General features: G+C 63.5%; 19 protein-coding genes and 1 tRNA gene. 7 read left to right on the top strand and 13 right to left on the bottom strand.

What is annotated here, in order from left to right; translation table 11 throughout:
• Positions 1-57 precede the first annotated feature (57 nt).
• From J3E64_RS00815 to modB, 8 genes are all read right to left on the bottom strand, one after another.
• A tRNA-Gln gene (locus J3E64_RS00815) sits at positions 58-131 on the bottom strand.
• Positions 132-266: 135 nt separating this feature from the next.
• Positions 267-2,576, bottom strand: a complete 2,310-nt coding sequence (locus tag J3E64_RS00820) for a glycosyltransferase (RefSeq protein WP_253338601.1) — start codon at positions 2,574-2,576, stop codon at positions 267-269.
• A 48-nt stretch (positions 2,577-2,624) separates the two neighbouring features.
• The gene (gene rfbB / locus J3E64_RS00825) at positions 2,625-3,695 is read right to left on the bottom strand and encodes a dTDP-glucose 4,6-dehydratase (protein ID WP_253338603.1); all 1,071 of its coding nucleotides are present in this window, start codon (positions 3,693-3,695) and stop codon (positions 2,625-2,627) included.
• Positions 3,696-3,824: 129 nt separating this feature from the next.
• The gene (locus tag J3E64_RS00830) at positions 3,825-4,841 is read right to left on the bottom strand and encodes a phytanoyl-CoA dioxygenase family protein (RefSeq protein WP_253338605.1); all 1,017 of its coding nucleotides are present in this window, start codon (positions 4,839-4,841) and stop codon (positions 3,825-3,827) included.
• 117 nt (positions 4,842-4,958) lie between these two features.
• Positions 4,959-6,734, bottom strand: a complete 1,776-nt coding sequence (locus J3E64_RS00835) for a hypothetical protein (protein WP_253338607.1) — start codon at positions 6,732-6,734, stop codon at positions 4,959-4,961.
• 13 nt (positions 6,735-6,747) lie between these two features.
• Complete coding sequence (locus J3E64_RS00840; protein WP_253338609.1) at positions 6,748-7,380, bottom strand: hypothetical protein; 633 nt, start codon at positions 7,378-7,380, stop codon at positions 6,748-6,750.
• A 140-nt stretch (positions 7,381-7,520) separates the two neighbouring features.
• Positions 7,521-8,138 (bottom strand): ATP-binding cassette domain-containing protein, encoded by a 618-nt coding sequence (locus tag J3E64_RS00845; RefSeq protein ID WP_253338611.1) that lies wholly within the window; start codon positions 8,136-8,138, stop codon positions 7,521-7,523.
• Positions 8,128-8,832, bottom strand: a complete 705-nt coding sequence (gene modB / locus J3E64_RS00850; protein WP_253338613.1) for a molybdate ABC transporter permease subunit — start codon at positions 8,830-8,832, stop codon at positions 8,128-8,130. The genes J3E64_RS00845 and modB overlap by 11 nt, the downstream gene beginning before the upstream one ends.
• A 121-nt stretch (positions 8,833-8,953) precedes the next feature.
• Between modB and J3E64_RS00855 the strand changes: the two genes are divergently transcribed.
• Positions 8,954-9,700 (top strand): HAD-IIB family hydrolase, encoded by a 747-nt coding sequence (locus J3E64_RS00855; protein WP_253338615.1) that lies wholly within the window; start codon positions 8,954-8,956, stop codon positions 9,698-9,700.
• A gap of 7 nt (positions 9,701-9,707) precedes the next feature.
• Here J3E64_RS00855 and modA read toward each other — a convergent pair whose 3' ends face one another.
• Positions 9,708-10,478 carry a molybdate ABC transporter substrate-binding protein gene (modA, locus tag J3E64_RS00860; RefSeq protein ID WP_253338617.1) on the bottom strand — a complete coding sequence of 257 codons (771 nt, stop codon included), beginning with the start codon at positions 10,476-10,478 and terminating at the stop codon, positions 9,708-9,710.
• 122 nt (positions 10,479-10,600) lie between these two features.
• Here modA and J3E64_RS00865 point away from each other — a divergent pair, with 122 nt between their 5' ends.
• Positions 10,601-12,262, top strand: coding sequence for a molybdopterin oxidoreductase family protein (locus J3E64_RS00865; RefSeq protein ID WP_253338619.1), 1,662 nt, complete (start codon positions 10,601-10,603; stop codon positions 12,260-12,262).
• A gap of 52 nt (positions 12,263-12,314) precedes the next feature.
• Here the strand turns inward: J3E64_RS00865 and J3E64_RS00870 are convergent, their stop codons facing one another.
• The 4 genes from J3E64_RS00870 to J3E64_RS00885 are packed head-to-tail and all read right to left on the bottom strand — an operon-like array spanning position 12,315 to position 14,935.
• Positions 12,315-12,863, bottom strand: a complete 549-nt coding sequence (locus J3E64_RS00870) for an NUDIX hydrolase (RefSeq protein ID WP_253338621.1) — start codon at positions 12,861-12,863, stop codon at positions 12,315-12,317.
• Positions 12,860-13,537, bottom strand: coding sequence for a TPM domain-containing protein (locus tag J3E64_RS00875; protein ID WP_253338624.1), 678 nt, complete (start codon positions 13,535-13,537; stop codon positions 12,860-12,862). Before J3E64_RS00875 ends, J3E64_RS00870 begins: the two co-directional genes overlap by 4 nt.
• Complete coding sequence (locus tag J3E64_RS00880; protein WP_253338626.1) at positions 13,537-14,328, bottom strand: YgcG family protein; 792 nt, start codon at positions 14,326-14,328, stop codon at positions 13,537-13,539. Before J3E64_RS00880 ends, J3E64_RS00875 begins: the two co-directional genes overlap by 1 nt.
• Before the next feature lie 4 nt (positions 14,329-14,332).
• Complete coding sequence (locus J3E64_RS00885; protein ID WP_253338628.1) at positions 14,333-14,935, bottom strand: LemA family protein; 603 nt, start codon at positions 14,933-14,935, stop codon at positions 14,333-14,335.
• Between the two features lie 102 nt (positions 14,936-15,037).
• Between J3E64_RS00885 and mscL the strand changes: the two genes are divergently transcribed.
• The 5 genes from mscL (at position 15,038) to J3E64_RS00910 (ending at position 19,320) form a co-directional block, all read left to right on the top strand.
• Positions 15,038-15,481, top strand: a complete 444-nt coding sequence (mscL, locus tag J3E64_RS00890) for a large conductance mechanosensitive channel protein MscL (protein WP_253338630.1) — start codon at positions 15,038-15,040, stop codon at positions 15,479-15,481.
• A 148-nt stretch (positions 15,482-15,629) separates the two neighbouring features.
• Entirely contained in the window at positions 15,630-15,899 is a 270-nt protein-coding gene (locus tag J3E64_RS00895) for a hypothetical protein (protein ID WP_253339364.1), read from the top strand.
• Between the two features lie 142 nt (positions 15,900-16,041).
• Complete coding sequence (locus J3E64_RS00900) at positions 16,042-18,432, top strand: chemotaxis protein CheA (RefSeq protein ID WP_253338632.1); 2,391 nt, start codon at positions 16,042-16,044, stop codon at positions 18,430-18,432.
• 3 nt (positions 18,433-18,435) lie between these two features.
• Positions 18,436-18,873 carry a chemotaxis protein CheW gene (locus tag J3E64_RS00905; RefSeq protein WP_253338634.1) on the top strand — a complete coding sequence of 146 codons (438 nt, stop codon included), beginning with the start codon at positions 18,436-18,438 and terminating at the stop codon, positions 18,871-18,873.
• An 81-nt stretch (positions 18,874-18,954) separates the two neighbouring features.
• Entirely contained in the window at positions 18,955-19,320 is a 366-nt protein-coding gene (locus J3E64_RS00910; protein WP_253338636.1) for a response regulator, read from the top strand.
• Positions 19,321-19,371: the final 51 nt, after the last annotated feature.

Below are 19,371 nucleotides of genomic sequence, written 5' to 3' on the forward strand. Positions count from 1 at the left end.
TCTTGCGCGAAAAAGCGGATAGGTTTCGCAGTCAAACCGACTGTTATCGGGGGAAGTTGGATGCCCGATGAGGATTCGAACCTCAATTGACGGAGTCAGAGTCCGTAGTCTTACCTTTAGACGATCGGGCATCAAGGCGGGTCGTTCGCTCGCCGGAGACGCGCAGATAACGGCCCTATTTTACCCCGTCAAGGGCTTCCGTCACGCTCTCCGGCCGACTTGTTAAAATCGTCTGGCCAATCGTCGCGCCGCCGGACCGGCGTGATTCACCCCAGTTGAAGCAGCCTGCGACGCTTCTTGCCCCGGGGCTGGACCAGTTCCGCGCCCACGACCGTGACGGTCGCGCGACGTTCCGTGAATTCGGGGGATTCAAGGATCGACCGAAGTATGTCGGCCTTTGAAATGCCGCTGCTCAGCAACGCGACATGATGCACCAGGCCAGCGGGATCGGCGCGCCGGCCCAGCATTTGCCGGTAGAAGGTTTCGACGAAATCCTCTCCGTCCAGGGCGAGGATCGCGCCCACATCCACCGTGACGGCAGGCATAAGGTCTGCATCCGGGGCACCCGGCGTGGCCGGTGTCGGCACAGCGGGCGGAGGAGGGGCGGCCGGTACGGGTGCCGTCATGACCGGCTCGGGCAGCGGATCCTTGGCGGTGTAGGTCTTGCGCAACATGTCGCCGTCGTCGATGCGGTCCATCAGCCGGTCGTAAAGGTCCGGCTTTGAGATCTGCGCAGTCGCGAATTCGAACAGACCCTTCGACCATTCATCCCAGTCGATGCAATCGCGTTCGACGACGCTCGACCGTCCGATTTCGACCGCCTTGCGGACCTGATCGGGCAGATCCTTGTCGTCGAAATAGAGGAACACGCCCTCGACCGATTCGAATGTCGCCAGGATCTCGCGCGTCGCGGGGATGTCGCGGGCCACGACAGGCTTTCCCAGGGAAAGCGCATGCAGCAGGGACAGGCCAAATCCTTCATAATAGGACGGCAGGATGATCGCGCTGGCCTGCGCGAAAATCTCGTTCATTTCTTCTTCCGGAACGACGCCGGCGTGCAGTTCCCGCACATTGCGGAGCGGGGAGGGGTTTCCCCTTCCCATGAGGACGACCGACAGGCTCGGTATCGCCTTGGCAAGCGCCTCGCCCGTGACGCCGGCGGCCTTGTGTGCGAAATGGTTGCCCATGACGAGCACATGCTCGCGACCAGTGGTCAGTCCCTCATAGCGCGCAGCATAGGCCGACGGCCGGGTTGGCAGCAGGCGGGTATATTTGTCGGTGCGATCCTTGCGCACGAAACGGTGGCGGAACGTATCTTCGGAAAACTGGCTGATAAAGAACAGCCCGTTGGCGTTGCGGGCCACGTAGGACCAGAGCGAGAATACGTCGTTGCCGCCCCGCAAATAGGAACAGTCGAGTGCGATCACGTCCAGCATGCCGTAGATGTTGACCGGCGCCAGATGTTCCATGACGTTGATCTGGTGCAGATCGAAGGGCTGCCCGAAAAAGATTGACGCTGCATAGACGGGGGAAATCTCGGTGCGCAGCTTCACATGCCGAAGTTTGTCCAGCTTGTGGAACTCGGCCACCGAACGGTCGCAGATCGCATAGATTTCGAACGATTCGTGCGCACGGCGGTCGCACCAGCGAATGAAATTGAGGATCAGTTCGTTGGTGCCGTTATGATGGCGGCCCATGGTGAGCAGGTTGAGCGCGATTTTCAGCTTGCCGTCCGCGGTCGGTACCAGGTTCTTGAGTTGCGTCATCGCGCGATATTCGGGCGAACGCTCAAATTCCCAGACCAGCGGGAGAAATTCGGGATGGCGACCCGCGATCTTCTGGAGGTTGCCCTGTTGCTGCCCCTTGAAGTCGATTTCATGCAGCATGAAGGACGCCGAACCGGCATGATAGGCATAGGCGTGGTTCGCCAGCGCGGCGCGGTAGCCGACCTTGCCTGCACGCATCACCAGGTCGTTCTCTTCCTCGTATCCGACGCCGAATTCCTCGTCCAGATAGCCGAAATTCGCCACGACCTGGGGCGAGATCAGCATGTAAAAGCCCACCGCGGTCGGCGCGAATGTGTAGCGCGGCAGGTAGCGGTAGACCGATTCCCAAGCGATGTGGCAGATTTCGGGCGTGGTTGCGATGCCCGACAGATTGTTGGGCGCCTGCGGGAAGGTGGCGATGGCCGCATTGTTGGAACGGGGGCAGACGAAACCGATTTGCGGGTCGGAAAGCAGCACGGCGACCGTTTCCGCCAGCGTGTTGCGATAGGTTACGGTGTCGCTGTTGACCAGGATCGCGCCGGCACCATTTTTCTTCGCGAGCGCCAGCCCCTTGTTGACGCTTTTGACGAAGCCCAGATTTTCATCGTTGCGGATATAGAGGTCGATCAGGCCCGCTGCCTTGCTCTGGCTCAGATAGCGTTCGACATCCTCATCGTCGGGCGAATCGTTGATGACAATGACGCGCGGGCTGTAATCCCGGATTTCATCCAGATGGTCCGTCAGGGACTCCAGGCAATTCCGAACGAGGTCGACATTGCGATAGACCGGGATGATGAGATCGAGTTTCATCAATATTCCTTGCTGGGATACGTTTCCGCGAAGTGCCGGCGTGCCTCGTCAGGCGACGAGTGCGGCCCGGTCGATCAGCGGACGCCACCAATCCTGATTGTCGAGGAACCAGTTGAGCGTGTCGGCGAAGCCCTGCGGGAAATCGCGTGCCGGCGCATAGCCCAGTTCGCTGCGGATCTTGGTCTCGTCGATCGCATAGCGGCGGTCGTGCCCCTTGCGGTCCTGCACATAGGTCATGAGATCGGTCGACGGCCTGCCCTGCGCGGCCGCGGCATCGGGGAACATCGCGGCCAGGCCGGGATTGCGTTCGAAAGCAGCATCGACGCCGCGGCAGATTTCGCGAATTACCTCGATATTGGGCAATTCCTGTCCGCCGCCGACATTGTAGGTTTCGCCGATCCGGCCCTTGCGCAGGATCAGTTCGATACCGATGCAGTGATCCTCCACGTGCAGCCAGTCGCGAATGTTCATGCCGTCGCCGTAGATGGGAAGGTTTTTGCCCGACAATGCATTGATGGTGAAGAGGGGGATCAGCTTTTCGGGAAATTGATAGGGGCCGTAATTGTTCGAACAATTGCTGGTCGTGGTTTCCAGCCCATATGTGTGATGATAGGCGCGGACGAGATGATCCGAACCTGCCTTGGATGCCGAATAGGGTGAATTGGGCGCGTAGGGCGTAGTTTCGCTGAAGGCCGGGTCGTCCAGTTCCAGCGTACCGTAAACCTCGTCGGTTGAAACATGGTGGAAACGGTGGGGGCGGCCCGTCCCCTTGTCCAGCCATGCCGCCTTGGCGGCCTTGAGCAGGCTGTGGGTGCCCACGACATTGGTCGTGACGAAGGCGTCCGGCCCGGTGATCGAGCGATCGACATGGCTTTCGGCGGCGAAATGCACGATCGTGTCGACATCATGATCGGCCATCAGGCGCGAAACGAGCGCCGTGTCGCAAATGTCGCCTTCCACCAGGGTGACGTCGGGTACGTCCACGATATTGGCGGGATTGCCCGCATAGGTCAGGGCATCCAGGACCACGATACCGTCATTGGGCGAAACCTTGCGCCAGTGACGGACGAAATTCGCGCCGATGAAACCAGCTCCCCCGGTAATGATCAGATTGGCCATGCGCCTGTATTTCGCTCCCTCGCTGATCCGCGCCTAAGTCGTGCGGCAAGTCATCATCATTTTGGTGCAAGGCATTGTGATTCCCCCGCTCCGCTGAAAGCAGTAGCCGGAAATTGCCGCACTGCGCAATCAGCTTGCGCTCTTCTCGCGGGACTTGTCGCGGTTAAACAAGCGGCTGAGCATGCCACCCGTCCCTTTATCGGACTCCGGCTCCGGTTCCGCCGCTTTTTCCCGCTCCGCAAGATTATAATATTGGCTGCAATAGGCCAGTCGGTCGTGATGCTCCACGGTCGCCAGGTGCGGATGATCGCCAAAGAATTTCGGCGTTCTGCCCTGCGGGCAAAAATGCCCGACCAGGCTTTGGCGGGTCAGGTCCGGCACGGTCACGACCGCCCCGCCATGCGCAAGATCGGCATGCCAGATCAGAATGTCGCCCTTTTTCGGCAGAAAATATTGAATGCCCTGCTCACTTTTGGCGGCATGGGCATCGAGATGGCGTGCCCATTCATTATGGATGTCCAGGCCGTCGATGCCGCGAACCCAATGCTTACGATCGGCACCGAAATTCCAGTCAGGCAGGCGATGGCTGCCCGGAACATACATGAGTTCGCCCGATCCGGGCTGAATGTCTTCCAGCGCGATCCAGCAGGCCGCCAGTTCCAGCGGCTTGTCGACAACGACATAGGCGGTGTCCTGATGCAGCCGCTGCTGCGATCCCTGGTCGAAACTCAGGCTCTGGAACAGCAGAGGGTCGGCTTCGAATATGAGGTTGAGGAAAGCAAGCAGCGCCGGCGACGAGAGAAGGTCGAGCGCTTCGGTCAGGGGGACGTAGGAATCGACCACGCGGACGCCGAGGCGGTCGGCCGGCTCGGCAAGCGGCGTCACGTCCCTGTAGCCGTGGCGCTGATAGAGCACATCGGCATTGCCCTCCCGAAAGGAGGTTGCAATCCTCTGCCGGAAACGGTCGACCAGATCGGGATCGGCCGCGCCTTCCAGCACGATGAAGCCGTTTGTCACGAAATTTTCGATCTGGTTGGCCTGTTCAGGCGTCAGTTTCCGCGCGGTGATCTGCTGGCGCCAGTCCGCGCGATCGATCCACAAGCCGCCGTAGCGCGAGTGAAAAGCCGGTTCGTCATTCAACTCCATCGCTCACCCCCCGCCCCATATCGGCGCCAATATTGATCCCAACGATGCGCCCCCCGATCCGTGGCGTCCAACGAAGCATATTGCATGGGATTGTGACACGCTACGAAATTGCCATCGTCATTTGGTCATGATGTCGGCGATCGCAGCCCAATATTGATCGGACCCGCACCGGCTATTACGTGACGAAATGAGAAACCGGTCGAGATCGGTCCCCGATTGCTCGTTATAAGGCAGCATCGACATATAGTAGGGTCCGACGAACACCGCGCCGGCGTCGCGATGCTTCTCGAACATCGCCCGATACTCGTCCGGTTCCAGCGGCACGATCGGGTGCATTTCATTGACGCCGTAGCGGCGCCAGCCCTTTTCTTCTGCCATTCGGTCGAACGCGGCGCCAAAGGACGTGCCGCCGTACAGGGTGACGCCATGGGCCAGTTGGTCCTTGCCGTCCTGCATCGCGTCGATCGCTACGATGTCCGACAGCCACGAACCGTAGAGATTGGGCGCTATCTGGTGGGAGAATACCCGTTCCCGTTCGATCCCACCCTGGATCAGGATGTTCACGAAATGCTGGAAATAGTTGCGGACGACAGCGTTCCGATATTCCAGCCAGAGACGCGCCAGCGGATTGAAGATCAGCTTGCCATGTTCGTAGGGCACATCGACATGGCCGGACAGGTTGAGGTTCGACCGGAATACCGGCAGCGGGCTGCATATGTTGGACAATTGCGGCGGATGTTCGGGCGGCCGGCCGCCGACCTGTTCGACGTCCACCTCGATGCGTTGCACATAATAGGGGTCGAGCCCGGGAATACGGACCAGTATCTCGATCGCGTGACGTCCGTGACTCATCCCGCGATAGTCGAGATCGAAGCGGAAGCCGACATTGGGGTCTTCGATATAGTCGTGCATTTCGGCGACATCGGTCCGGCTAAGTCCGGTTTCCGCCTGCCCCAGCAATTCCCCGTCGACATAAATGTCCAGAGCCATGGGCCGCCTCTGGCGATCGTATATCCAGCCGGTTATGGGGGCCACGCCAGCGGCGTTGATGTCGACATGGTTGAAAACCGTGCCTTGTTCGCCGCGATTAAGGTCGACGGACGGAGGGGTGATCGCATCGAATGTTTCGAAACTCGACCCGATATCGCGGTTCAGCGCCTCGGTCGTGCCGAAGCGTTGCGACAGCCAGACGCGGAAGCCGTTGCAGTTGAGCGGCGAGAGGTCGGTTACCCGCGTCATGGCCATGAACTGGCTTGGCCCATCGACAAAGTTGGGAAACATGTCGTGCACTTCGCCCAGCACGGATATTCCGACGATGCGGGCGCGTGCCGCAGGCGACAGCGCATTTATGGCGGCGGCGGCGGCGCGAAAAGCCTGTTCCCGCATGCGCGTGATGGGTGCGCTGTAATTGGACAGGGTCCAGGCGACGATGGGGTGGTTGAAATAGTCGTCCGGCGCCAGCGGGCCGTCCCGGTTCCACATGAGGTTGGCCGGATCGCCGGCCAGTTCCCGCACCAAGGGGACATTGGCGTCGGTGAAATGGTTCGCGGACAGGTAGATTACGACATCCCGGTCCACCGCTTCGATGGTGTGGATGTCGTGGGTCAGCAATCCTTCGTCCAGATGCCAGCCGTCATCGCCCTTGCGAAAATAGCGCAGCAGCGGAATGTTAAGCGTATAGCCCAGGCTGTAGCGGCCCGACGGGCTGGTCCGCGGGCCGATCGCGTCGAGAAACTGGTTGATCCGCGTGCCGCCATTCACTCCCAGCGCATAGCAGAGCATGGAGGCGTCGTTTTCGGTGCATACCGAACTGTCCGTCAGGGCAGCGTCGCAGTAAAATTGCCCCAGCAAAAAGGGGGCAATGACGAGGCGATGGTCGGAAGACTGCGTCATGATCGATCTCTGCCTATCCTGACACGCTGAGCGCGACAAGACCGATCCCCAGGATGCGATTATCGCGAAGGACGTCGCCCTTGGCCGGTATCTGCGGTGAATCGTGGCGCAACTGGATCAATATGTCGCCGTCACCGACGCACGATGGCGGCAATCGCAGGCGGTAGACCCTCGCGGCGTTGCCGATCCGGTGACTGCCCAGAAAATAGCCGTTGGCGCTTATGTCGACATCGGGCAGCGACCCGCCCGGCGGTACGAAACTGCGCAAGGTAAGTTGCAGGTCGAGATAGCCGCCATGATAGTCAGCGGCCGAGAAGCGGATCGCCTGAACGGCATCGCGTCCCCATACGCCCCAGTTTTCGCGCGCATACCAGCCGCTTGCCAGGAAATCGTCCGGCGCAAGGCCTTCTTCTTCCCGGTCTATACCGAACTGGACGGGGCGGTTGCGCGGCAGCAGGGGAAAGCCCCCGGGCGACCAGCGCGCCGGGTCGTGGGCGGTCGCATCATGCTCGCGCCGGCGCACATGCAATTCGCCAAGAACCAGTTCCACCAGATGCTGCAAGCGGTCGAGCCGGCTGATGCTGTCGGCGGCCATGGTTTCCAATCGCGACAATCGCGCTTCCACCCGATTGAGCCGCTGGCTCACCGATGGCGGTCCGGGGGGGGCGGAGGCAGCGGGGGCAGGCGACGTATTTTTCATGCGTGTTGCGGATCAATCCCGGTGGATGGGCTTTCCTGATGGCTGTCAAATGGCCCGCTGTCGACCCCTCTTGGATCAGCGTCCGATCAGGCTTCGGGCATTTCCACGATCAGATCGGCCAGGCGTTCGGCTTCGCGGTGGTCATGGGTGACATAGAGTATCGGCAGCCGGATCTGATCGCGCAGCGTTTCGATCAGCGGCAATATCTCGTCGCGACGGGATCGGTCGAGGCCTGACAGGGGTTCGTCCATCAGCAGGAAATGCGGAGCGGACAAAAGTACCCGGCCAAGCGCCACGCGCTGGGCCTCTCCGCCGGACAAGGTGTCTGGCCAGCGGTGTAACAGATGGCCGATCCCGAGCAGCGCGATCACCCCGTCCATCTCCAGCGTGCCCCCCGGACGGCGACCATAGCGCAGATTGGCTTCCACGCGCATATGCGGGAACAGGCGGCGATCCTGGAAGAGATAGCCAGCATGACGCTGTGCAGGAGGCAGATCGACCCCCGCCGCACTGTCGAACAGCAGTCGCCCGTCCACGACGATGCGGCCATGATCGGGCCGCAGCAGGCCGGCCACCATGTTCAAAATGCTTGTCTTGCCCACCCCCGACGGGCCGATGAGGGCGATCAGCCGCGCCTCGGCCCGGCATTCCAGGGCAATGGCGCGGCCGCCCAGATCACGGCGCAGGCTGATTTCAAAGGCCATGCGCGACCCGCTTTCGGCCGACACGGCGGGCGAGCATTTCCGAAAGGAGCAGGGCGCCAAGCGACAACAGGATGGACAGGATCGCGAAGCGGGTGACGCTGTCCTCTGCCCCCGGCACCTGGAGCGCGGCGTAGATGGCGATCGGCAGGGTGCGGGTCTCGCCCGGCACGTCCGACACGAAGGTGATGGTCGCGCCGAATTCGCCGAGCGAGCGCGCGAAACCGAGCATCATCCCCGCCAGAATGCCGGGCAGCGCCAGCGGCAGCGATATGGTGAAGAATGTCCGCGCGCGCGAGGCGCCAAGCGTTTCGGCGGCTTGTTCCAGCCTTATGTCGATCGTTTCGATCGACAGGCGGATCGCCCGGACCATCAGCGGCATCGCCATGATCGCGGCAGCCAGCGCCGCGCCGGTCCAGCGGAACAGCAGCGTGATGCCGAAGCTGCGGTCCAGCCAGGCCCCGACCGGCCCGTTGATCCCGAACAGCAGCAGCAGCAGCCAGCCGGTCACCACCGGCGGAACGACCAGCGGCAGATGGACCAGCGCGTCGAGCAGCAGCTTGCCCGGGAACCGCCAGCGGGCCAGCGCCCAGGCGAGCGCGAAGGCGACCGGCAGCATCGCCGCCACCGCGACCAGGCTGACCTTGAGCGACAGGCCGATGACCGACCAGTCCTCCGGCGAGAGGGCAACATCCATGCCCCGGACGGGTGCGGCATATGCGGCGCATCGTCAAGCGGCGGCAAATGGTTAGCGTGGTTGCCCACCCGGCCTGAGCAGTGTAGCGCCGCGTCCAGTCCAGTCCAGGGAGCAGCCGGGCATGAAGCAACTGATCGCATTCGACCTCGACGGAACGCTGGCCGAGAGCAAGCAGCCGCTCGGCGACGCGATGGGGGATGCGATCGCGGACCTGCTGGGTGTCGCCCATGTGGCGGTGATTTCCGGCGGCGACTGGCCGCAATTCGACAAGCAGGTGGCAAGCCGCCTGCCTGAGAGAGCGGATCTTTCCAGGCTGTGGCTGATGCCGACGACCGGCACGAAGCTGTTCACCCATGGAACCGGCGGCTGGTCTCCGGTCTATGCCGAATTGTTCGACGCCGCGCAGAAGGCTCAGATACTGGCGGCCTTCGACGCGGCGCTGGAGGCAACCGGCTTCGTGCCCGAACAGACCTGGGGGGATCGGATAGAGGATCGGGGCAGCCAGATCACCTTCTCCGCGCTGGGGCAGCAGGCGCCGATCCATGCCAAGGAAGTGTGGGACCCGGATTTCGCCAAGCGCAAGATCATTCAGGCCGACCTGCGCACCCGACTGCCTGGCCTGTCGATCAACATGGGCGGCGCGACGTCCATCGACATCACGCGCGAAGGCGTGGACAAGGCCTATGGCCTGAAAAAACTGCGCGACGCCAGTGGTATAGCGCTGGACGCGATGATGTTCATCGGCGACGCCATTTTCCCGGGCGGGAACGACTATCCCGCCAAGCAGCTTGGGCTGGACACGGTCCGGGTGCGCGATCCGCAGGAAACGCTGGCCGTCATCGCGGCGATTGTAGCCTGCCAAAAATAGCCGGGGATCAGGGGGTACCGAACCCGTATCGGGTGAGGAGCGCACGGCCAGCCGAAGACAGCAGAAACCGGCGGAAACCTTCCGCGTCGGAATGGCGACTGGCCTTGAGGCGGGCGAGCGGATAGCGGATCGGCGGATGGCTGGCAGCCGGGAAGGTGCCGACGACGCGCACCTGGCGGCTGGCGCGGGCGTCCGTCGCATAGACGATGCCCAGCGGCGTCGCGCCGCGTTCGACCAGGGCCAGCGCGGCGCGTACATTGTCGGCGCGCGCCACCTTGTTCTCGACCGATGGCCACACGCCGAGGGCGGTCAAAGCCGCCTTGCCATATTTGCCGGCCGGCACGCTGTCGGGATTGGCCATGGCCAGCCGCCCGTCGCCCAGCGCGCGCGCCAGCGGCATGTGGCGGCCGACGCGCAGTCCGACCCTGCGCCCGGCCGGCGCAACCAGCACAAGCCGGTTGCCGGCCATCTCTGCGCGCGATCCGGGGGCGATGAAGCCTGCGCGTTCGACATCGTCCATCCAGTCTTCGTCCGCCGACAGGAAGAGGTCGGCGGGCGCTCCGGCGCGGATCTGGCGGGCCAGCGTCGACGAACCGGCGAAGGACAGGACAGGGCGCGCATGCCCGCGTGCCGCCCACGCATCGGCGGCAGCGACCATCGCTTCCTGCATGCTCGCCGCCGCCAGCAGCAGCGGACCGCGATCGTTCCTGGCCGCATGGGCGGCAGGCGAAAGGAGCAGCATGAGCAGCGCGAGAGCGCGTGAAAGGCGCAAGATCATGGCCGCCCTTCTGCCCGTTGGGCCTGTGTCGAACAAGAGGGGGGCAGGGCCGCTTTTGTCTGTCGCCACAATAAGCTAGTGCCGCACCATGAACGACAGTACCGGGAACAGGCGCTAGGCGAATGGCGATTGTACGGGGCCAGTGCGGACAATGTTCCATGGGATGCGGGCTGCGCGTCCTGACCGGCACGGACCGGACCTTCCGCACCGAAGGCGATCCCGCTCATCCGGCGAACGGGGGCTTGCTGTGCCACCGGGCGGCGGCTTTGAAAACGCAGGCCGATCTGGAAGGGCGCCTGCTCCATCCGATGGTCGACGGGAGGGGGCTCGGCTGGGACAGGGCGATCGCCACCGTTGCCCGCCGACTGGCGACAGTGTTGGCCCGCCATGGGCCGGGCAGCGTCGCCCTGCATGTCGGCGGCGCATTGCTGACGGAAGATTACTATGTCGCGAATAAGCTGATGAAGGGTTTTCTGGGATCGGCCCACATCCATGCGCCTTGGCTTGGGACGGCGCACGTTGTCCAGCGTACCGCTTTCGGCGAGGATGTCATGCCCGCCACTCTGGAGGATATCGATCGCGCCGACCTGATCCTGATCGCCGAGATGCAGGCTGTCGAAACGGCGCCGGTCCTGATGGATCGCATTCAGGCAGCACGCGCCGAACGGGGCACGCGGCTGGTGGTGCTGGGATCGGGACGTCCGGCCCCGAACATGGATGCGGACCTGTGGCTCAACGTCGGGCCGGGCGGCGCCGCGCGCTTGCTGGGCGGGTTGCTGGGGCACGTGGCGACGGCGGAGGGCGGAAACGGCGTTCTTTCAGCAGCGCATGTCGCGCCGTCGTCGCGTGTCGCCGGGCCGTTGGAGCAGGGGCATGATCTGTGGTCGGTGGCGCGCGCCTGCGGGCTTACAGCGGGCGCCGTGCGCGATCTTTACGACCTGTGGATGGCAACGGACAGTTGCGTAACGCTGGTCGGGGATGGGGAGGTGTCGTTGGTAGCGGCCGCCGTCAACCTGCACCTGGCGACCGGGCGGATCGGCCGGCCGGGTTCGGCGCCATTCATCGTCACGGGCGCCGCCAACGGTATGGGCGCGCGGGAAGTGGGATGCACGCCCGACATGCTGGCGGCGCACCGGCCTTTCGACGCAGCCTCGCTGGAACAGGTGACGCGGTTCTGGGGCGCGCGATCCATGGCGGTGGCGCCGGGACTGGAGGGGGAATCTCTGCTGGATGCGATGCGCACGGGCACGATTCGGGCGCTATGGAGCATCGGCGCCGACGAGGAGGCCTTGCCCTGGCTGGACGCCGCCCGCGCGGCAGTTCCGCTCTCGATCCGCTCGACATGCTTCGCCGACGAAGCCGCGGCCGGATGGACCATCGCGCTGCCCTCGCCGGTCTGGATCGAAAAGGACGGAACCGTGACGGGAATGGATCGGCTGGTCAGCCGGCATCGCAGGCTGTTCGACCTGCCGGGCGAAGCGCGGCCCGATTGGTGGGCCGTGACCAAGGTTGCGCAGGCGATGGGCTGGGCCGATGCCTTCCCCCATATCTGGGCGGCGGATATCTATCGGGAGCATGCACGGCTGACCGCCTATGGCAATGACGGGATGCGGATACTGGACCTGAAGCGCCACGCCGCGATTTCCAACCCCGCCTATGACGAACTGACGCCCTGGCGCTGGGGGGACGTGCCGTTCGACGAGGGACGGTTCGCGACGCCGGATGGGCGTGCCAGCCTGGTGCCGATGGACTTTCGCGAAACAGTCGGGGAGGCCGGGTCCTGACGGGATGAGTGCGCTTCGTGCCGTTCAAGGTCGAAGCGGTCGGTCCGGCCGGTCAGCCCGCGGCGATCATGCCCGATCCAAGCAGCAGGAGCAGCTTTACGTCCATCGCATAGCCCTCCGCGCGCCAGCGGGCGATGTGGGCGGCGATATCATCGATCGGGACGCGGTGGACACGAATATCCTCCTCCGCCACGCCGCCGCCTTCGCCCGTCCTTACAAGGTCGTGGGCACGGAACAGGGTGAAACCTTCCGACACCATGCCGGGTGAGCTGAAAAATTCACCCAGTCTTTCCAGGTGGGCGGCGCGATAGCCGGTTTCTTCCTCCAACTCGCGCGCGGCGGCGATGCCGGCATCCTCGCCTTCCTCCTCGTCCCCGACGAGGCCTGCGGGCAATTCGATGCACCGGCGGCCCAGCGGCACGCGATACTGGTCGACGAGCAGGACATGGCGACCGTCCGCCGCTTCGTCGATCGCCAGGATGACGGCGGCATGAATGCCGCGCGCCCGGGCGACATATTCCCATTTGCCCCGTGTTTTGGCGGTGATGAAGCGACCGGTCCACCGGACCTCTTCGGGGGCGGTGCGATCCGGGTCGGTCATAATTCGATCAACCTGTCGGGAAGTTCGTTGATGTCGTCGGCGTCGCGCGGGAAATGCTGGCTCAGGATCAATCCCACCTGTCGTACGGCGGCGGCAAGGCCTTCGCCGGGACGGCCGTCGCGGATCGCATCGATCAGGGTGGCCATGGCATCGCCCCACACCTCAGCCGCAACCTTCGCATCGATGGCGCTGTCCGCGACAAGTTCGGCGCGATGTTCGTCCAGTGAAAGGTAGATGAGAACCCCGGTGCGCCCGCGTGTCCGGGCTTCGGCCGCGGTTCGGAACAGCAGGATGGCGCGGCGCCGGACCCGCCGCGCCTTGGTGGCGCGCGGGGTCACCAGCATCCGCAGCGGCATGACGGCGAGGAGGTAGCGTACGGCAAGGAATTTGACGATCAGGAGGGCCATAAGCCCCATCAGCAGCTTCCAGTCGGCCAGTTCATGCTCCCAGTCGAGCAGGAGGGCCGACAGGAAGCCCCGCAGGTGCCCCGGGAACGCGGCGGCAAAGGCGAGGGCCACGAACACCGCGGCCACGGCCCAGCTCAGCCCAACGTCATGATAGGAATCCGACCGCCGGGCGACGATCGTGACGATCTCGCCCGACGTCTGCGTCTCCGCCTCCGCGACTGCCGCGGATACCAGCGCATGATCGGCCTGTGTCAGATATATGTGCATCACCAGCCCCCCGACGCGCCGCCGCCGCCGAAGCTTCCGCCGCCGGAGAAGCCGCCGCCGCTGCTTCCGCCGCCGCCACCGCCCCAGCCGGACCCGCCGCCAGACCCCCAGTCCGATCCGCTCCCCGGTCCCCAAATGATCACGGGACCGTGGCCACGGCGATAGCGCCGTCCGCCGCGTGCGCGCGACATCATCGGCAGGACGATGAAGAAGATCACGAACAGGATGATCCAGAATGCAGCGATGCCGCCACCGTCGTCCTGGCTTCGCCGCGCATCATCTTCGGCCTTGACCGCCAGCGCCCGCGCCTGATCTGGCGGCAGGGCGAGGAGGGTGGTGATGGCATCGACCCCGGCGTTGATGCCGCCGGCCATGTCGCCGGCCTTGAAGCGTGGGGTGATGTCGCGGCGGATGATCTGGGAGGACAGCGCATCGGTCAGAATGCCCTCCAGCCCGTAACCCACCTCTATGCTCAGCTTGCGCTCGGACGGTGCGACGATCAGCAACGCGCCCTGGTCCTGCTTGTCGCCGATCCCCCAGGCGCGTCCGAGCCGGTAACCGTAATCGGCAATGTCATAGCCCTGCAGGTCCGGAATGGTCGCGACCACAAGCGCCCGGCCGCTTGCTCGCTTCTGTGCGATCAGTTTCTGACTGAGCGCCTGTTTCTGCGCGGGGTTTAGAATGTTTGCCGCGTCGACCACGCCGCTGTCGTCGAATTTCGGAAATTGCTGCGCCTGTGCGGCCGGCGCGGATGCCAGCAGCAGAAGGGTCAGGAGCAGCCGAAACAGCATGGGATCAGCTACCGAAATCGACCTTCGGGGCCTCTTCCGCGCCCGGCGTGGTCGCTTCGAACGGCGCCATCGGCTTGGCCCCGTGGATCAGCTTTGCGCCGATGGCATCGGGAAAGGTGCGGATGCGGACATTATAGGCGCGCACAGCCTCGTTATAATCGCGGATGGCGACGGCGATGCGGTTTTCCGTGCCCTCCAGCTGGGACTGGAGCTGAAGAAAATTCTCGTTGGTCTTGAGGTCGGGATAGGCTTCGACCGAGGCGAGCAGGCGGCCCAGCCCCTGGCTCAGTTGCGCCTGCGCCGCCTGATATTGGGCGACCTTCGCGGGATCGGACAGGTCGTCGGCGCTGACCTGGATCGACGTGGCCTTGGCGCGCGCCTCGGTCACCTTCACCAGCGTATCCTGTTCCTGTTTGCCCGCGGCCTTTACCGTTGCGACCAGATTGCCGATCAGGTTCGCGCGGCGCTGATATTGCGCCTGGACGTCGGCCCATTTGGCGTTTGCCTCTTCCTGCGCCGTCGGGACGCTGTTGATGCCGCAGGCGCTGAGCGCCAGCGCGCCCAGCAGCGGCAGCAGGATGGAGCGGACACGATGCAGCTTAGCCATGGAACATCCCCGATAGTGTTTCGCCGTGGAAATAGGACGTTGCTCCCGGCGGTGCAACGGGCCATGCTGACAATGGCGAATACATGCACGAGGGGCGCGCCCATGGGACTGATTTCGGAATTCAAGACATTCATCAACCGGGGCAACGTGATGGACCTGGCCGTCGGCGTGATTATCGGCGGCGCTTTTGCGACCATCACCAAATCGTTGACCGATGACCTGATCATGCCTGTGGTCGGATATATATTCGGCGGCGCCGACTTCTCCCGCTTTTTCGTCCGGCTCGGCGAGATACCGCCCGATTTCAAGGGCAATCCCGCCAGCTATGCGGATCTGAAGGCGGCCGGCGTCGCGATGTTCGGCTGGGGCGCTTTTCTGACTGCGCTGGTAAATTTCCTGATTCTCGCCTTCATCATCTTTCTGATGGTCCGGGCGATGAACCGCCTCACGCACAAGGAAGAAGTGAAGCAGGAGGCAGCGCCGCCTCCGCCGACGCCCGAAGACATCATGCTGCTTCGCGAAATCCGCGATTCGCTCAAAAAATAATCGTTATGCGACGAAACGAGATGGGGCACGGAACTATCGAGGGCGCGACCGGTTGATCGGCGTCAGGGCCTTGGGGCGCGTAGTGCGCGACCCGGCGGCCTTGTCGCAGACGTTTGCCCAAAAGGGGGCGCAACAGGAGAAACACGCCGTGAAACGCTTCGTCACAGTCCTTGGCCTCACCAGCCTTATCGCGCTCGCCGCTTGCGATTCCGCGAAGGAGAATGCGGTTGAGAATGCGTACGACAATCGGGCGGACGCCATCGACAATCAGGCCGACAAAATGGAAGACATGGCCGACAATCTGAGCGGCAGCGCTGAAAATGCCGCGGAGCATGCCGCCGACGCCCTTGAAAACAAGGCCGATGCGACGCGCGAAGCCGGCGAGAAGGCAGAAGACGCCGTCGAAAACCATATGTGACTTGCACGTCACGTGCAGCATGGAAGGGGTGCCGCGAACGGTCGCGGCGCCCCTTTTTCATGTGCTGCTATGTGGCTTTAACCGGCTCTTAACCACGTCTCGCCATGGTGCCCCGGCGCGCAGCCTATGGGGCCTGGTGGGAATGGACGAGCTACTTCAGGAATTCATCTCGGAAACGCAGGAAACGCTGGAGGCACTGGCGGGGGAGGTCGTGGCCTGGGAGGCTGATCCGTCAGACCGGGACCGGCTGGACGCGATTTTTCGCTTCTTCCACACCGTCAAAGGCAGTTGCGGCTTTCTCAACCTTCCGCGTTTCGAGCGTCTGAGCCACGCGGCCGAGGATGTGTTGTCGGACATACGTGCCGGCGAACGGAAGGCCGACGCCGGCACCGTGACCGCCGTGCTGGGGTTGATGGACCGGATCGGCGAACTGACCGACGCAATCGCCACCGGTGTCGCCCTGCCCAGCGAAAATGACGAATTTCTGATCGCCGCGCTGACCGCGCAGACGAAAATGGCTGAGGAGGCGCCCATGCCCGCTCCGGTGGAAGGGACAGAAAGCTCGGGCACCGGCGTGGCGGTTTCGCGCCAGGGCGGGCAATCGGGACCGCGCACCATCCGTCTGCCCCTGACCCTGATCGACCAGTTGATGAACGGCGTGTCGGACATGGTGCTGGCGCGCAACGAATTGTCGCGCAAGCTGCGCGAACGGAGTGCCGATCCTGAACTCGACAATGTATTCGAGCGGCTGTCTACCTGCGTCGCGGACATGCGCGATGTGATTTCCAAGACGCGGATGCAGCGTGTCGAGCGGTTGTTTGCCGCCATTCCCCGCATGGTGCGCGACATCAGCCGCGATCTTGGGAAGCGGATCGACCTGACCCTGGAGGGTGGCGACGTCGAAATGGATCGCGAGATGGTGGAGATGGTGGTCGATCCGCTCACCCACATCGTGCGCAACGCTATCGACCACGGTATCGAAACGCCCGAGCAGCGCCGGGCGGCGGGCAAGCCCGAAACCGGATCGCTGCGGCTCGAGGCGCGCCAGTCGGGCAACCAGATCGTCATTGTCGTCAGCGACGACGGTCGGGGTATAGACACCGGCCGGCTGGTCGAAAAAGCGTTGGCCGCTGGCCGAATCTCGATGGAGAACGCCGCCCGCATGAGCGCCGATGAAAAGCTGGACCTGATCTTTCAGGCTGGCCTGTCGACGGCGACGCAGGTCACGGCGATTTCCGGGCGTGGCGTCGGCATGGATGTGGTCCGAGCCAATGTAGAACGGATCGGCGGCGTCATCGCGCTGGACAACCACCCGGGCAAGGGCCTGACCATCACCCTGCGCGTACCTCTGACGCTCACCATCATTCCAGGACTGATCTTGCGCGGCGGAGGCCAGCATTTCGCCATTCCACGCGCTGCGGTGGTGGAAATACTGCATGACAACAACGACATGCTGGAAATCGGTTCGGTCGGGGGCGCCAAGATCGCCACGATCCGGGGTATCCGCCATTCCATGGTCGACCTGGAAGATGTTCTGGGTCTCGCAAAGGTCGACCAGACTGGGCCGCGGGCGATCATGGTGGTGCGGTCGGCGACGGGTATACCCTTCGCGATGGGGGTCAGCGCGGTCGATAATCACGAAGAACTGGTCATTCGTCCGGCTTCGCCGCTGGTTATGGCGACCGGCCTGTATGCCGGCATGACCCTGCCCGACAATGGCCGCCCCATGTTGCTGCTGGACGCTGCGGGGCTCGCCAACGCGGCGCGATTGCCGAATATTCTGGATGATCGCGCCGCCCGGCAGTTGAAGGACGAGGTCGATGCGCAGGCGGGTGTCGAAATGGTCGCGGCCCTGCGGTTCGAGGAGATTTCGGGCGAGAGGCGATTGCTCCAGTTGTCGTTGATCGAGCGGGTCGAGGACATCGATGCGCATCTGTTCGGCCGATCGGGCGGTCGCGTCTTCGCCCGCCTTGAAGGGCGGCTGGTGCCCGTCGCCAACGGACTGGTCGAATTCGACCGGGAAAAGGTCTCGGCGCTGCGCCTGCGCGACGGCAGCAGGGAAGCCTGTTACCCCGTCGCGGCAGTGCTCGACATCGTGCAGATGCCGCTGGTGCCCGACATGGTGGCGATGCACGGCTTGCTGAGCGGGGTCAGTGTCATTGACGGCGTTCATCTCGAAGTCGTCAATCCCTTCGCTCTTTTCGCTTCCCTGCCTGATGACCCGGTCTTCGAACGAAGCCGCGGACGCTGCCTTCTGGTGGACGCCGAGGATGGCTGGACACGGGAAATATTGGCGCCGTTGCTGCGCCAGGCCGGGCACGATGTGATGCTGGGTTTGCCGAACGATGCCGCGGTAGATCCGCAGGATGTGATCCTGTGCAGCAACGATGACACGGCGCAGGCCGCCGGCATGATGGGGTGCCGCGTCGTTCGTCTCCGCGCCTCGCCCCGCGCCGCAGGGCCTCAGGATGCAAGCATCTATCGCTATGACCAGGATGGTCTGATGGCGGCTCTTACGGGCACTCGGGGATAAGACATGGATAATCTCTATCTTTTCGCCATGCTTGCCGGAACGCGGGTGGCGGTCGAAGCCAGCGAGGTGGAGGCCGTCGTTCGCCTGTCCGACATCTCTCCGGTTCCTGGCATGGGCGCGCATGTCGCGGGCCTTTCCGCATTGCGCAGCCGGGTCCTGACCGTCGTCGACGTCGCCGCCCTTATCCATGGCCGCGCCACTCCGGCACAGGAACGCGGGCTGGCGATCATCGCCAACATCAGCGGTCACAGCTACGGCCTGATGGTCGAGAGCGTTTCCGACATCTGCAACGTGCTTGAGGGCGAGTTGCCACTGCGCGGACAGATCGACCCGGCCTGGGCGCCATATGCCCGTGCGATAGTCGAATATGACGGCATGCCTTGGCTGCTTGTACCGCTGGCCCGCTTCATCGAGGGCGGTGGGCAGCAACAGGCTGCCTGATTTAACCGCCTTGTTTACCAAATACTTGGTTTTGCAGATTATCCCTGCAAATCCGGGACGCAAGAACCAGAGGAATGTTTCATGAAGAATTGCCTGGTCGTCGACGATTCGAAAGTCATCCGCAAGGTGGCGCGCCATATTCTCGAATCGCTGGACCTGTCGGTGAGCGAAGCTGTCGACGGACAGGATGCCCTGTCCCAATGTCAGGCATCGCCGCCCGATGTCGTGCTGCTCGACTGGAACATGCCGGTGATGAGCGGCATGGAGTTTCTCCAGGCACTGTCGTCCGCGAGGATGGCGGCGCGCCCGAAAATCATCTTTTGTACCACGGAAAATGGCATCAGCCATATCAAGGCCGCGGTAGAGGCGGGTGCCGACGAATATGTCATGAAACCGTTCGATCGCGAAACGCTGGAAAGCAAGCTGTCCATCGTTGGAGTCATCTAACCCGGCAAGCTGCATGGCCTCCGCCCCCGGGGGTCCATATTCCTCGTCTCT

The organism is Sphingobium sp. OAS761, assembly GCF_024168485.1.
Lineage (GTDB): Bacteria > Pseudomonadota > Alphaproteobacteria > Sphingomonadales > Sphingomonadaceae > Sphingobium.

Bases quoted from the DNA above. Each gene is read 5' to 3' on its own strand.
- J3E64_RS00880 (WP_253338626.1), bottom strand. From the start codon at position 14,328: ATGCTGTTTCGGCTGCTCCTGACCCTTCTGCTGCTGGCATCCGCGCCG.
- J3E64_RS00865 (WP_253338619.1), top strand. From the start codon at position 10,601: ATGGCGATTGTACGGGGCCAGTGCGGACAATGTTCCATGGGATGCGGG.
- J3E64_RS00870 (WP_253338621.1), bottom strand. From the start codon at position 12,863: ATGACCGACCCGGATCGCACCGCCCCCGAAGAGGTCCGGTGGACCGGT.
- J3E64_RS00845 (WP_253338611.1), bottom strand. From the start codon at position 8,138: ATGGCCTTTGAAATCAGCCTGCGCCGTGATCTGGGCGGCCGCGCCATT.
- J3E64_RS00905 (WP_253338634.1), top strand. From the start codon at position 18,436: ATGGATAATCTCTATCTTTTCGCCATGCTTGCCGGAACGCGGGTGGCG.
- J3E64_RS00875 (WP_253338624.1), bottom strand. From the start codon at position 13,537: ATGCACATATATCTGACACAGGCCGATCATGCGCTGGTATCCGCGGCA.
- J3E64_RS00830 (WP_253338605.1), bottom strand. From the start codon at position 4,841: ATGGAGTTGAATGACGAACCGGCTTTTCACTCGCGCTACGGCGGCTTG.
- modA (WP_253338617.1), bottom strand. From the start codon at position 10,478: ATGATCTTGCGCCTTTCACGCGCTCTCGCGCTGCTCATGCTGCTCCTT.
- rfbB (WP_253338603.1), bottom strand. From the start codon at position 3,695: ATGGCCAATCTGATCATTACCGGGGGAGCTGGTTTCATCGGCGCGAAT.
- J3E64_RS00820 (WP_253338601.1), bottom strand. From the start codon at position 2,576: ATGAAACTCGATCTCATCATCCCGGTCTATCGCAATGTCGACCTCGTT.
- modB (WP_253338613.1), bottom strand. From the start codon at position 8,832: ATGGATGTTGCCCTCTCGCCGGAGGACTGGTCGGTCATCGGCCTGTCG.
- mscL (WP_253338630.1), top strand. From the start codon at position 15,038: ATGGGACTGATTTCGGAATTCAAGACATTCATCAACCGGGGCAACGTG.
- J3E64_RS00885 (WP_253338628.1), bottom strand. From the start codon at position 14,935: ATGGCTAAGCTGCATCGTGTCCGCTCCATCCTGCTGCCGCTGCTGGGC.
- J3E64_RS00835 (WP_253338607.1), bottom strand. From the start codon at position 6,734: ATGACGCAGTCTTCCGACCATCGCCTCGTCATTGCCCCCTTTTTGCTG.
- J3E64_RS00855 (WP_253338615.1), top strand. From the start codon at position 8,954: ATGAAGCAACTGATCGCATTCGACCTCGACGGAACGCTGGCCGAGAGC.
- J3E64_RS00900 (WP_253338632.1), top strand. From the start codon at position 16,042: ATGGACGAGCTACTTCAGGAATTCATCTCGGAAACGCAGGAAACGCTG.
- J3E64_RS00910 (WP_253338636.1), top strand. From the start codon at position 18,955: ATGAAGAATTGCCTGGTCGTCGACGATTCGAAAGTCATCCGCAAGGTG.